The sequence below is a fragment of the Desulfobulbus propionicus DSM 2032 genome, assembly GCF_000186885.1.
GTDB lineage: Bacteria > Desulfobacterota > Desulfobulbia > Desulfobulbales > Desulfobulbaceae > Desulfobulbus > Desulfobulbus propionicus.
In genome coordinates this window covers 2,675,001-2,689,252 of sequence record NC_014972.1, presented here as the reverse complement: position 1 = coordinate 2,689,252, position 14,252 = coordinate 2,675,001, and the positions used below count along the sequence as shown (strand labels likewise).

General features: G+C 48.1%; 8 protein-coding genes, 1 rRNA gene and 2 pseudogenes (1 of these 11 only partly in view). 10 read left to right on the top strand and 1 reads right to left on the bottom strand.

The genetic code is table 11. From position 1 onward, the window contains the following. Positions 1 to 42: 42 nt before the first annotated feature. From DESPR_RS11720 to tnpA, 9 genes and pseudogenes are all read left to right on the top strand, one after another. The gene (locus DESPR_RS11720; RefSeq protein ID WP_015725018.1) at positions 43 to 3,486 is read left to right on the top strand and encodes an Hpt domain-containing protein; all 3,444 of its coding nucleotides are present in this window, start codon (positions 43 to 45) and stop codon (positions 3,484 to 3,486) included. After that, the gene (locus tag DESPR_RS11715; RefSeq protein ID WP_043770040.1) at positions 3,483 to 3,929 is read left to right on the top strand and encodes a chemotaxis protein CheW; all 447 of its coding nucleotides are present in this window, start codon (positions 3,483 to 3,485) and stop codon (positions 3,927 to 3,929) included. Before DESPR_RS11720 ends, DESPR_RS11715 begins: the two co-directional genes overlap by 4 nt. A gap of 52 nt (positions 3,930 to 3,981) precedes the next feature. After that, positions 3,982 to 4,491, top strand: coding sequence for a chemotaxis protein CheW (locus tag DESPR_RS11710; protein ID WP_015725017.1), 510 nt, complete (start codon positions 3,982 to 3,984; stop codon positions 4,489 to 4,491). Positions 4,492 to 4,512: 21 nt separating this feature from the next. Continuing rightward, positions 4,513 to 5,802, top strand: coding sequence for a M16 family metallopeptidase (locus DESPR_RS11705; RefSeq protein ID WP_015725016.1), 1,290 nt, complete (start codon positions 4,513 to 4,515; stop codon positions 5,800 to 5,802). 28 nt (positions 5,803 to 5,830) lie between these two features. After that, on the top strand, positions 5,831 to 5,986 hold the full coding sequence (locus tag DESPR_RS18535) for a hypothetical protein (protein ID WP_015725015.1): 156 nt from the start codon (positions 5,831 to 5,833) through the stop codon (positions 5,984 to 5,986). A 204-nt stretch (positions 5,987 to 6,190) separates the two neighbouring features. Further along, the gene (locus DESPR_RS17395) at positions 6,191 to 8,350 is read left to right on the top strand and encodes a methyl-accepting chemotaxis protein (protein WP_015725014.1); all 2,160 of its coding nucleotides are present in this window, start codon (positions 6,191 to 6,193) and stop codon (positions 8,348 to 8,350) included. A 58-nt stretch (positions 8,351 to 8,408) separates the two neighbouring features. Beyond that, complete coding sequence (locus DESPR_RS11695; protein ID WP_015725013.1) at positions 8,409 to 9,581, top strand: ABC transporter substrate-binding protein; 1,173 nt, start codon at positions 8,409 to 8,411, stop codon at positions 9,579 to 9,581. A gap of 4 nt (positions 9,582 to 9,585) precedes the next feature. Then, positions 9,586 to 10,543: pseudogene (locus tag DESPR_RS19315) on the top strand (IS4 family transposase); the annotation flags it as partial. 181 nt (positions 10,544 to 10,724) lie between these two features. Next, a pseudogene (gene tnpA, locus DESPR_RS11685) lies at positions 10,725 to 11,153 on the top strand (IS200/IS605 family transposase); the annotation flags it as partial. Between the two features lie 167 nt (positions 11,154 to 11,320). Here the strand turns inward: tnpA and DESPR_RS11680 are convergent. Next, entirely contained in the window at positions 11,321 to 12,337 is a 1,017-nt protein-coding gene (locus tag DESPR_RS11680; protein WP_015722803.1) for an IS5 family transposase, read from the bottom strand. A gap of 693 nt (positions 12,338 to 13,030) precedes the next feature. Here DESPR_RS11680 and DESPR_RS11675 point away from each other — a divergent pair. Continuing rightward, positions 13,031 to 14,252: ribosomal RNA gene (locus tag DESPR_RS11675) — 16S ribosomal RNA — on the top strand (it continues 336 nt past the right edge of the window).

Here is a 14,252-nt window from a genome sequence, read left to right as displayed (position 1 = left end):
TGTTCTTGCATAAATCCGTTTCTTTTTGTTGGAGAAGGTTTGATGACCCATGCCGATAACGATTTCTTCTTAGGGTATATTGAAGAAATGCAATCCTATATCCCTATTATCAAGAAAGGGATTGGGGAATTACAATCAGACTTAGTGAAGAATGGTGTTCTTGAAGAATTGTATCGGCTGGCGCATATCATCAAAGGTGCCTCTTCTATGGTGGGCATTGGTGGCTTGAGTCAGATTGCCTGCTGCATGGAAACTGCGCTTGAAGAGATCCTGGAGGAGAGACTGGCACTTTCTTCCGATGCATTTGCCGCCATGCGGACAACGGTAGAATGTTTTGAGCATTACTGTGATGGGCTGCGCCATGGTGAAGCTGTTGATGCGGAAAAACTTCTCGCTCAGACAAAAGAAGCATTTGGCAAAATAGGCCCAGGTAGGGGAGAAGTACCCGTACCTGATGGAGAAGAGGAGCTTTTTGTCGAGACCCCTGCCTTGTCGATTCTTTCAGAAAACTCGTTGCCGGATGTGGAATTAGTGGCTGAATTTCGAGCAGAGGTAGAGGGACATTTGGAAGAACTGTATCAGGTGATGCAGTATTTGGAGGCACATTCAACCGATGTCACGCCAATAACCGGCAATGTGCGAGAGATGGTTCGTAAAGTGCGCCGATCCGTCCATACAATCAAAGGTGCTGCTGCGGTTGTCGGACTGTCCGATCTGGCCGCTTATGGTCATTTGATTGAAGAAGTCTTGGACTGGTTGTGCGAATCGGCGGTTGTTCTAGATCGGCCGATGGTGGCCCTTTTATCGGAAACATTCGATTTGTTGGCCATCCTCGTCATTGAACCGGCGAAGTTTGATGGCCATAGAGCCGAACAACTGTTGCAGCAACTCAGCATCCACATGTGCGAAGCGCAGGAAGAAAAAGGGGGGCTGCCTGTCGATGAAGAGATTGAGAGTCGACAAACGAAGACGACCGCCTCATCGCCGGTGCAACCATCAGGCACATGGTCAGGCGATCAACACAACAGCGCGTCAGCACGAGGTGAACTATTCAGTGAGGAAGAAAGACAACTGCTTCGGGAAGGGTTTTTAGAAGAAGCGGAGGAGCATTTCCAACAGTTGCATCATTCGATGCAACTGTTGGAAATGGAGATTGTTGCTGAGTCCCCTTTGTCGCCTGATAATAAAGAGGAAATCCGTAGGATTCGGCGTGCTGTACATACAATCAAGGGTGCCTCAGCGGTCATTGGTTTAGATGAGATTGCCGCGTACGCCCATGGTGTTGAGGACTTTCTTGATTGGTTATACGAGCAGGCCCAACGGCTTGATCCCATCATGGTCAATACCTTGGGTGAATCGCTTGATCTGCTTGGTTTGTTGATAGAATCTCCGGATGAGGTGACCGCTGACAGACAGGCAGAAATGCACCGTCGTTTGTCGAATTTCTTCATGAGCAGTGATCGCAACAGACGATCGGAGATCGAACAGGAATTCATCGAGCAACCTCTGGAAGAGATGACAGAGTGCCCAGATGTCAAGGAACATTTCTGGGTTGAAAGTGGTTTGGATGAAGTTGAAGAGACACCACAGTCGGCTGTTGCGGAAACCGTAAGAACCATCCGTATCAATCAAGCGCAACTCGATGTATTGATTAATCTGACAAATGAGTTGCTTATGGGGGTGAGCGGATTTGATCAAGATATGGGGTTGTTCAAAAATGCTTTAAACGAGCTGGAGCTGACCACTCGTAGATTGAAAGACATTGCGCTTGAACTGGAAACAAAATTCGAAGTTAAAGCGCTCGATCGGTTGTCCGCGCACTTTGTTCATCTTGATAAATCCATCGCCAGTATCAAAGCCGGCAAAAGCTTTGCTGAGTTCGATGCCTTGGAACTGGATCGTTACACCCAGCTTAATCTGATCATCCGTTCCTTGAACGAATCGGCAATCGATGTTGCTGCCATTCAATCCAATCTTGCAGGTATCTATAGCGGTATTGGCGGGGATATCAGCCGCCAGCATCGGGTTGTTCGCGAATTGCAGGTCCAGATGATGAAGACCCGGATGAGTCCCATGAGCATACTGACATCGCGGTTGAGTCGGACCATGCGGGATGTTGCTTTCCGGCTCGGTAAACGGGTTCGCTTGATCGTGGATGGGGAGCGGGTCGAGCTTGACAGGGTGGTCTGGGAAAAACTTGCAGATCCATTCATGCATCTGGTTCGCAATGCCATTCATCATGGAGTGGAAACGGAAGAGCGGCGTCTCGCTTGCAACAAACCCCCCATTGCCAGCATCACCCTTGCAGGACAGCGTGAAGGCAATCACATCGTTCTGCGGTTCAGCGATGACGGCCAGGGGCTAGATTTTGCCACTATCAGGGAAAAAGCTAGACATTTCGGCTTGGGATCCGCTGTGGATCAGATGGATGAGCACCAACTGAGTGAACTTATTTTTTACCCTGGATTCAGCACCAAGACCGTCAGTGAAATTTCCGGCCGCGGCGTGGGGATGGATGTGGTCAAGGAGAATGTCAAGGAGCTGCAAGGTTCTATTTCTGTGGAAACCAAACAGGGTATCGGTACCACCTTTATTCTTCGTGTCCCCTTGACGTTGGGTGTTGTTCGAGTGCTGTTGGTGAGAATCAATGAAGTTACATATGGTATCCCTTTAAATGATATTGGTGATATTAACCGGATAGAACGTCATGAAATTTCACGGGATAAAGGAGTCTGCCAGCTCGCTGGCGCAACCGTTCCCTGGCATTCTCTTTCGGTTCTTTTGGGATTGGGCGGGGAACAAATAGAGGAAGCCCGCCCCTTGGTTCTTACCATGCAAATGGAAGGACGAACGATAGCCTTGTCCATTCCCCATATCAGTGGTCAGAAAGAAATCGTCATTAAAGGGTTGGGGACGCACTTAGGGACGGTCCCTGGTGTTTCTGGCGCTGCGGTTATGGGCGATGGCAGCATCTTGCCTGTGCTTGATATTCCAGGCCTGATCCAGGCTGCACAGCGTAGTGAAGGGGCTAGTACCATATCTTTCCAACTCGAAATTCCCAAAATCTTCACGGTGATGATCGTTGATGATTCCATTTCCATTCGTCGCGTCATGAGCCGACTGGTCACGGCCAACGGTTGGACGCCTGTTGAGGCAAAAGACGGTCTGGATGCTATTGAACAACTGGGAATGAGGGAGCTGCGGCCGAATTGTATCGTGTTGGATATTGAAATGCCCCGCATGAACGGATTTGAGTTCCTTGCCAAGCTGTCCAATATTCAAGGAGGTCAAGATATTCCTGTTATTATGTTGAGTTCTCGAACCTCTAGCAAGCATCAAGAAAAGGCGTTTCAGCTGGGAGCCCGGGCATTTTTGAGCAAACCCTGCAAGGATGAGGAGTTTGTTGACACTGTTTTGCGGCTTACCGGTGGTGAAAAATCCTCTATGTCCGCGCATCAGAATGCTGGGAATGAGGTGATGCCGTGAACACCTTTTTTGTGATCCAAATTGAGGAACAACTGTTTGGTTTGGCAAAAGAATGGGTAGCTGGTGTGGGCGTACGGAATGATAGCAAAGTGAAACCTATCGAGGAGAACGGCCGCAAATGCCTTCCGCTAGCGCATGGACACCGCGCGGTGATCTGTGACTTCCGAGATTTGCTTGGAATAGGGGATGCCGCGTCGCATGGCAAGCAGCAATTTTACGTCATTCTTAGTCATCATGGTCGGTTCATGGCTGTGCCCATGAGTGGGAGAGGCAGGTTGGTCATGGTTAACGAAACAACCGTGCATGCGCTGCCATCTGCTTTTCAAGGACAACCGAGGAAGTTGGTGCCAGGAATAGTGCATAACGGCCAGGATGCTATCGTTTTGGTAGATGTGCAAGCTCTTATGGACATTGCAAATGCGGTGGCCTGTGAAGACAAGTGATTCTACGCATGATGCGCGGAAGGAATTTTCATAGGAGGCACAAGGCGGAATTATGACCAAAAAGGAAAGACAACAGGCGGAAGTGCGGTTGTTTCTGTTGCCCTTGGTGCTTGATGATATCACGGAGAGTGTTTTTTGCCTGTTTAGCCAGAATCAGATTGTGGAGATTCTTGGCCAACAACCGATACAACGCATCCCCTGTAGTCCGTTGTATCTGCAGGGTGTTGTTCGTTATCGAGACGAACTGTTGCCAGTGATCGATATCGGTCAAGTGTGCAATTGGGCAGCGGCCCGTCGGGGTGAATATAAACAATTAATGGTTGTGCGAACGGGTGCGGTTGATTCTGCCACTGGGGAACCGATGAAGGCGATTGTTTCGGCAAATTTAAGGGTACAGACTATCAAGCTTTCAGGCCAGGTGTTAGCAACAGAATTTACGGAAGCGCCGCCTCCGCCTTCACTAGCCAACTCGGGCATACTTCGGGGATTTTTCCGGCGGAAGGAGCACTATCTGGCACTGATGAACCTCGATCAGATTACTGCGGGAGTCTACGGATCGTAACGAGAATGGCCGGGGAAAATAATGGTCGAACAAAGCGTCTTGGAAAATAGAATTCGGGTTGTAACCAAGAGAATGGAAGGTGTTCGTTCCATCTCTCTAGGGTTTCTCATGGCTACGGGATCAATGGATGAACCGGAAGGGCAAAGCGGTATCGCGCATTTAACCGAACATTTGATGTTTGATGGGACTGAACGGCGAAGCAACGAAGAAATAGCGCGAATGATGGATGTGACCGGCGGCCAGGTCGGTGGTTTCACTTCGCGGGACTACACTTGTTTCACGACCACGGTGCTTGACGATTATCGAACTTATTTGATCGATTTAATGGGTGATATTCTGCTGAACTCTCAGTTTGCTGATCATGCTGTGCATCAAGAAAAAGAGACAATTATTCGAGAATTAAGCGCCCAGTTGGATCGACCTGATATTTGTGCCCATGAACGATTGAAGTCTCATATTTGGCAGGGGCATCCTTTGGGAAGGCCTATCGGTGGCTCTATTGCATCGGTAGCCAGATTGCAACGACAGAATGTGGTAGATTTTTTCAAGGCTAACTATCAACCACGACGACTGATTGTTGCCGCAGCGGGAAATGTCAATCACCAAGATTTGGTGACTAATGTGGCCGACGCATTCTGGATGATGAAGGATGACGGGAAAGCCGATACAAAATCGCTTCGTCCAGTTTTCCATCGTGGTGTTACTGTAGAGTGCAAAGGTGTTTCCCACGTATATTTCTCTATAGGGTTGAAGGCGTCTCCGTATGCAGCGAATGAACGTTATCTCATCCATCTGTTCACAGTCGTTTTAGGAGGAGGCATGAGCTCCCGCTTGTTTCGAAAACTTAGGCAGGAATTGGGAATGGTTTATGAAATTAGTGCAGAATATCAAGCGTATGATGATGATGGCGTTATTGTTATCGAAGGTTCAACTGCCACTGAACTGCTTCACTCAGTTATTTCCCAAATTTTATTAGAAATTAGAGGAATGGCTTCAGGCGTTCTACCGATTACGGAAGAAGAGTTGTGGGTTGCAAAAATGCAGCTTAATGGTCAGCACATTATATCTCAAGAAAATTCTCATACTTGCATGGGGAGCTTGGCAACACAAGCTTTCTATTTCGACAGGTTTATCGATTCTGAAGAAATTTGTTCACAAATAAATGAAGTAAATATTGATATTATCAATACAATTACAACTAGTGCTCTCTGTTACGGATTGCAAAATTTGGCGATTTCACTTATAGGGCCTTCTTGTGAACCAGTTTGTAATACAACGATTCTTGAAAATATGATTCGTGAATCATTGTAATAATAAATCATAATAAAAGGAGAACACAATGCCGCTGGATAGTATCATTAAAAAAAATTGGATAGAGATTCAGAAAAAAAATACAGCTCCTGTTAACGCGATTGGGGTGAAAATAAATCCCAAAGATGAAAAGACGATGAAGGTTTGGAGAGAAGAAGGGATCGATCAATTCGTGAAAAGGTAATATGTGCTTAAACAAAGTATAGGCTGGTTGATTCAGCTGGTGATTAATATCAGGCGCAGGGCCTCCTGATACTAATCACCAGCCTGGAATACCAGAATGCTTTCCTAATAGGTCGCTATTGTTGCTTTCCTCTTGGGGCGCAACCAATTTGAAGTTGCATTGGCAAGATTCAGAATCAGTTAAGCAAGGGGGCTCGGAGGCAGAATGGAAGAACAGGTTAAACAATTGGGAAGGTTTCGCAATCCGTTTTCGATATTAATCGAAAAATTTAATATTCGCGGTAAATTGATGCTATCTTTTTCGGTTATGATTGCATTGACCTTAGCTGTTATTGTTATAGCAATTATTTCTCAGCATTTTGCCAAAAATACCATTGATGAATTGGTTTTTATCCATGGGAAAATAGCAAAATTGAGCCTTGATACTGATAAGACGTTGAAAATAATGAACGGATATGAAAAAGATCTGTTTCTTAATTACAGTGAAATCGGAATTAATGATGCAAAAGATAAGTATCTAAGCAAGATTATTGCATCTGGTGGCGATGCATATCAAAAATTATATGAAATTCAGCAATTGGCTCCGAAGGCACAGGAAAAAAGCGCTGCGCAAAACGCTATGGATGCTCTCAATAATTATCTGGCAGCATTTATCGCCACGGTTAACATTCTTGAGTTACGCGTGGATCCAGAATTCGGTGAGTTGACCAAGCTGCAACAGGCTGTAGACGCAATGCGGAAATCGACAAGTACTATCGAGGTGCCAAAGGTCCAGATATTTTTTCAAAACCTTTTATACCAAATGCAACAATACATGCTCCATCCGGAAAAGTCGCTGGGTGATAAAGTGCTTGTTGAGGCCAAATTGCTTGGTGACACCATCAATGCCTCCATTGATAATACCTCGCTGCAGACGGTTGTTCTGGATCAGCTTGCTGATTTTTCGAAGTGGTTTGCGGACGTGGTAGCCACCGATGAAACCATCAAAAAGAGAATTTTCGCCTATCAGGAGGCCGTGAAACAAGCTGACCCCGTTATCGCCTCCTTCCTCAAAGACGCTATTTCCAACGAATCTCAGGCGGTTGCTCGCATGGAGAACACTGCAACCTTGGTGCAGAAAATCGTCATTGGAGCGGGTCTTGTTGCCGTTCTTCTCGGCATAGCGATTGCTTTTGGTCTTGCGCGCGGTTTGACGCGCCAAGTTAACCACATCATGGACTTGCTTGGCGCCATGGGTATGGGTGACTTTAACGCCCGCACCGAGGTTGTCAGTAATGATGAACTTGGTCAAATGGCCATAGCACTGAATGCTATGCTTGATAACATAACAGTTTTAATTCAGAGCCAAGAAGAGCGTGATGCTATTCAGGAATCGATCATGAAACTGATGGGCGAGATCGGTGACCTGACCCAAGGTGATCTAACTGCTCGTGCGGAAGTTACCGAAGACATGACTGGTGCTATTGCCGACTCGTTCAATACCATGGCAGAGCAATTCGGTGACATCGTGCGTCAAGTGAAGAGTGCGACGCTTGCTGTTGATGGAACCGCATCGGATGTCTCAAAATTAACGGTTAATCTTGCCACAAAAAATATCGATCAAACAAAACAGGTCAGGGCCGCCATCCAGTCCATCACCGAAATTGCAGAATCAATCCGACAGGTTTCTCATAACGCTGTGAAATCGGCTAAAGTATCATTGGATTCACAACGTAATGCACGTGAAGGTGCAGAAGCTGTTGAAAAAACTAATATTGCTATGGATGAAATTCGAGAACAGATCAACGAAACAGCTAGATCTATTAAAAGATTGGGTGAGAGTTCAATGGAGATTGGCAACGTCATTGAAATTATCAATAATATTGCTGATCGAACTTCTATCCTTGCTTTGAACGCCTCAATACAAGCTGCAATGGCTGGTGATGCCGGCCATGGTTTTGCTGTTGTTGCCGAAGAGGTTCAGCGGTTGGCTGAAAGTTCAAGTAATTCAACAAAACAGATAGAAGTGTTAATAAAGAGTATTCAGTCAGAAATAAAAGATGTTAGCAACCGCATGGATGAGAGTATAGGCAAGGTTGTTCAAGGATCTCAACTTGCTGACGGTGCATACGGTAAGCTGCAGGAGATTGAATCGGTCTCTAATCAGCTCGCGAGTCTCATTGAATCTATTACCCAAGCCTCAACCAAACAGGTACAGTTATCGGAAAGTGTTGTCGAAAACATGGTGTCGGTTGGAGAGGTCAGTAACGAGACATCCAGGGTATCTCAGGAAACGGCTACCCTAATGAAAACGCTAAACAAGACAGCGCATGACCTCCGCGAATCTGTTGAGGTCTTTAAAGTTGATTTGGCTCCAGCTGTTTAATCAATATCGCATTGCGTTAAAATTTATATCGAATTTATTTTTGAGTGAGGTGAAAAATATGAAACAGCATACCATGGCAAGCGTGCTGGCTCTTTGCCTAATAGTCTTTCCATTTGGTGAAATTTTGGCCGAAGATAGTGTTGTTAAATTGGGAATTAGTGCGAGTTTAAGCGGTAGTTTTACTTCAGTCGGGGCTAGTGTGAAGAATTCGGTTGAGCTGGCTAGGCGAGAGATTCAGGCAGAAGGAGGATTAAAGATTGGAGGAAAAAATTATGGTGTGGAAGCAATATATGTTGATAACGCTTCGAATAGAAGTGCTGCAACTACAAATATTCTAAATTTGATTGGACAGAAGCATATAATAGCTATTGTTGGCCCAATGAGCAGTGATCGGGCTATTGCTGTGGGAGAATTGGCTAATTCTTTTAGGACACCTATGGTCACGCCATGGTCAACCTCACCGTTAACCACCCTGAATCGACCGTATGTATTTCGAGTGCCGATCTTATATGATCTTCAAGCAATGGCGATAACTAAATTTGCTGCCAAGGAATGGAAAGCCTCCAAAGCGGCTATCCTTTATGATGAAATCAGTCCTTATCCCACCGGAATGGCCAAAGCTTTCAAGGAGTATTTTGAATCCGTCAATGGCGTCGGATCAGTGGTAGCATTTGAAACATTCCGGACAGGCGAAACCGATTTCGGTAAGCAATTAACAGCTATTTTAAATTCTAACGCTGATTTTCTTTTTACCCCTCAGCACTATCAAGAGGTCCCGTTGATTGTTCGGCAAGCAAAAAAAATGGGATGGAAAAAACCGATTACCGGATCCAACTCATGGGCGGGGGGCGATTTGATGGGGCAATGTGGCGATGATTGCAAGGGGTTGACTTTTGCTGGCAATTTCGCTCCCGGCGGCACCAGGGGAATTGCGAAGCAATTTGTCGATAAATATCAAAAAGAATACAATATATTGCCTGATGAGCCAGCTGCTTTGACGTATGATGCTGTTAAACTGATTTTTCAGGCATTACAAAAAACGGGAGGGTTGTCGGGGAACTTGGTTGACGACCGAGAAAAGCTAAAAGATCAGATTGCGGCGACAAAAAATTTTGAAGGTGTTACTGGTAATATGAGCTACCAAGGTACTGGAGACCCCGCAAAATGCGCAGTTATTATCAAGATTGATGATCAAGGAATTTTCACTAACATCGACACGGTTTGCCCTTAAATGGCTGGTTGCCTTGATGCATGGCCACAACGCCAACCGGAGCCTGAAAGGATTCAAGCTCATGACCTTGGGCTGGTCGGATGGAGTGAGCTTCCTGCCGCTTGATTTCATCCTCTGCTCCGCCTCCGAGGCAAGCAAGCGGCTGCAGGGGATAAGGAAAGAGATGGACAAGCGGTACTGCGGCTACAAACGCAGAGTGGAAGCCATGGCCAAATCCACGGAGCACCTGGAATCCATGGTAAAGCGGGTGTTGACGTTGGGCATCCGGGCCGACTACCATCCTGATGGACAGTTGGTTTGCCTTCCCAGCCCTGCTTGCCACCCTGGGCAAACATCTGCCGGTGATTTGCATGGGTAAGGACATGCCGAAGGTCTTTTACCGCCATCAAGGGCAATAATGGTTGAGGCTGGGGCGGCTCTTCGCCAAGCTGAAAAAGCGGCGAGGCAAGGCCAGGATTCTGGCCAGCGTGGTGGTCGAAACCAAAAAGGAACAGAAGATCAGGATCGTCTTTGTCCGCCATCACCACAAACGCCAGTGGCTGGCCATCCTCTCGACCAAGATTGATCTGGCCGACGGGGAAATCATCCGCATCTACGGCAAACGGTGGGATATCGAGGTGTTCTTCAAGATGATGAAACACTACCTCAACCTCGAACGGGAGACCCAACTGCGGGATTTTGATGGCATCATCGGCCATATCACCATTGTGATGAGCCGCTATGTCTTTCTGGCTTTCGAGCAGCGTTGCCATGATGATCCCCGTACCCTTGGCTCGCTCTTTTACGCCTGCAGCGAAGAGCAGCAGGACTTGAGTCTGGTTGAGGCGCTGCAGCGGCTGCTCAATCTGGCCTTGAGCAAAGTCAGGGCTGCCGGTGTCATTGCTGAAGATGCAGTGCTTGCCATTGTTGATGCAGTCATGGGCTTTGCCGTTGATATGCTGCAAACAGGAAAGAGATTGGCCCACGTTACAAACCTAATAACGGCGAGTTGGAGCAAGCAGGCCAGAAACTTGAGCTGGCATGTTAATTTCCCTTGGGTAACCCCCCGGCTTTGCCGGGGGTTTACAACAGTTTGACGATTCCTGCAAAATACAGAAGCCTCCCGCCTCGTGAACCGATCAAAGTCACGAAAAGGGAGGCTTCATGAACGACATACAATGTTTAAGCCACACAAAATAGGATTGCAAGTTCCATGTGGTGTGGATACCGAAATGCCGAAGAAAAATGCTTTATGGCCAACTTCGGAAAAACCTAGGTGATGTGTTCCATGATCTTGCACGGCAAAAAGAAAGCCGGATTGTCGAGGGGCATTTGCAGCTCGATCATGTGCACATGCTGCTGTCGATCCCGCCGAAGTATTCGGTGGCCCAGGTTGTGGGCTACATGAAAGGGAAAAGTGCGATCTATATCGCACGCAATTACCTTGGGAAAAAGAAGAACTACAACGGGATGCACTTTTGGGCACGAGGCTATTTTGTTTCAACCGTTGGAGCTGACGAGGCAATGGTTCGAGCATATATCCGTAACCAGGAGCAAGAGGATCAGCGAGTAGAACAGCTGAACTTGTTTAAGGGAATCTTGAAATTTAGCTTAGCAAGCCCCGGCACCATTCACCGACAATTTTATTCACAAAGACCATGCTCTTCTGGCTTTTAATCCGATCGGTTTTGCACCTTGGCGGTGCCTCGCTCTGTGCTCGATGGCGGTCTTTTGCCAGTTTGCCGCACTCCGGGCACACTTCACCTGCTTGCAGCCAGAAGCATCCCCATTCGGTCAATGTTATACACCAAGTTGCGCAAGCCGATCTTTGCTCGGGCTCGGGCTATGCCGATCGTGCGCAACAGTACATTCCCCGCTCGCTGCGCCTGTACACCAAAGACATGCTCGATTCGCGAACGGACCTTGGATCTGGTTCGGTTGCCCTCCTGTTCTCTGGGCGTCAAGGGACGATTGCGGCTCCCCTTGCGTTGGATGTGTTCACGAAAACCATCCTGGCCGAGGCGCTCCAATCGATCCGCGGATCGATAGGCCGAATCCGCCCAGACGTCCTTGCTCGTATTGTCGGCAAGGAGTTGCTCGAACACGTTGCTGTCGTGCAGGGCCGCATCGGTCACGGCATAGCTGCGAATCAACTTGTGCTTCACATCCACCGAGATGTGGTTCTTGTAGCCGTAATAAGACTTGCCGTTCTTCTTGGTCCAGCGCGCGTCCGCGTCTTTTCTACGCCGCTTGTTCTCGGACCAGTTCTCCGGGATGTCGCCCTCTTTGATCCGGGCATTTTCCTCCCGGCTGTTCCGCTGTTTGGGCACGCTGACAATGCTGGCATCCACGATCTGCCCTTTCATCGCCATGAAGCCGTTGTCCCGGAGATGCGCATCGAAGGTCGCAAACAGTTCCTCTACAATGCCGGCCTTGACGAGGTCTTCCCGAAAACGCCAGATGGTGGTGGCATCGGGAACCTTCTGGCTGATGTGCAGACCAAGAAAGCGCCCAAAGGAGTGCCGGTCGAGAATCTGAAACTCGGTCGCGTCATCCGACAGATTGTACAACGACTGCAGGATGAGAATCTTAAACAGCAGGATGACGTCGTACCCCTTCGGCCCGACCGTAGACTGCCGGCCCTTGTCCCTGGCCTTTTCGAGCGCAGGACGAAACATCTCCCAGTTGACCGTCTCGTTGATCTTGGCAAGTGGGTCGCCGTTCTTGTCGATTTTGTGCAATCGGTCCTGCAAATCAAAAAAGCCGGGCTGGATCATGGCTGATCTCCATCGGGTGATGGTTGGCGGATGCGGCCTTAAAACGATGAAGAATGTAACATATTTACACAAAATCAACAATTTGATAGTTAAACTTGTCGCAGGCTACTGCATTTAATTTTCAAGAAACCCTTAAGTAGGCGACCACCATATGGTGGTCAGATAATCTTTTCAAGAGACCGCTTTGAGCGGTTCACAGTCAGTAACCACCGGCTTTGCCGGTGGTTACTGACTGTTGCACCCGGCAAGCCCAGCTGTGAGCTATAAGCAACCGGCCCGCATTCGCGTGGCAAGTGTTTTGCGACTAGAATAAATGTTCTGCAACTTGTGTCTCAAGATAAAGGCTAGTTTTCTGGAGGAAATTGACGCCATACGGTTCGAGGGTTCGGCTGCTCTCTTCGCCAAAGTGGATTGAGGCGAAAGTTTTTTCTTGACTGAAGGGGGGTGAGGGGAGTATATTGGCGCCTCGTTGCTCGGCTGGATCATGAGTCGAGCGGCTAGCCCGGTGGAAGCCAAAGAAAAAAAAGGTTGACACGGAAAACAAAACGGGATAAAATGAAAAACGCAGCTGGCAAGCAAGTGCTTGCGAATGCTTTTTGATCTTTGAAAACTGAACAGTAAACGAGCGGGCCAAGTAGTAATTGGTTTTGAATTGGAAGTAAGTCCAATCGAATTGTGATTGGCTAGGATATTAAACTGGAGAGTTTGATCCTGGCTCAGAACGAACGCTGGCGGCGTGCTTAACACATGCAAGTCGAACGCGAAAGGGACTTCGGTCCTGAGTAAAGTGGCGCACGGGTGAGTAACGCGTAGATAACCTGTCTTCATGTCTGGAATAATACGCCGAAAGGGGTACTAATACCGGATATTCTTGCTTTTCATAAGTTATGCAAGCAAAGGTGGCCTCTGCATATGCTACTGCATGAAGAGGGGTCTGCGTACCATTAGCTAGTAGGTGGGGTAATGGCCTACCTAGGCGACGATGGTTAGCGGGTCTGAGAGGATGATCCGCCACACTGGCACTGGAACACGGGCCAGACTCCTACGGGAGGCAGCAGTGAGGAATATTGCGCAATGGGGGAAACCCTGACGCAGCGACGCCGCGTGAGTGAGGAAGGCCTTCGGGTCGTAAAGCTCTGTCAAGAGGAAAGAAGTGTACAATGGCTAATACCTGTTGTATTTGACGGTACCTCTAAAGGAAGCACCGGCTAACTCCGTGCCAGCAGCCGCGGTAATACGGAGGGTGCAAGCGTTGTTCGGAATCACTGGGCGTAAAGGGCGCGTAGGCGGCTTGGTAAGTCAGATGTGAAAGCCCACGGCTTAACTGTGGAAGTGCATTTGAAACTGTCAGGCTTGAGTACCAGAGGGGAAAGTGGAATTCCCGGTGTAGAGGTGAAATTCGTAGATATCGGGAGGAATACCGGTGGCGAAGGCGACTTTCTGGCTGGATACTGACGCTGAGGCGCGAAAGCGTGGGGAGCAAACAGGATTAGATACCCTGGTAGTCCACGCTGTAAACGATGTGAACTAGATGCAGGGGGTGTTGATCCCTTCTGTGTCGCAGCTAACGCATTAAGTTCACCGCCTGGGGAGTACGGTCGCAAGATTAAAACTCAAAGGAATTGACGGGGGCCCGCACAAGCGGTGGAGTATGTGGTTTAATTCGATGCAACGCGAAGAACCTTACCTGGTCTTGACATCCCGGAAATCTTTTGGAAACAAGAGAGTGCTTCCATTCGGAAGAATCTGGAGACAGGTGCTGCATGGCTGTCGTCAGCTCGTGTCGTGAGATGTTGGGTTAAGTCCCGCAACGAGCGCAACCCTTGCCTTTAGTTGCCAGCAGTTCGGCTGGGCACTCTAAAGGGACTGCCGGTGTTAAACCGGAGGAAGGTGGGGATGACGTCAAGTCCTCATG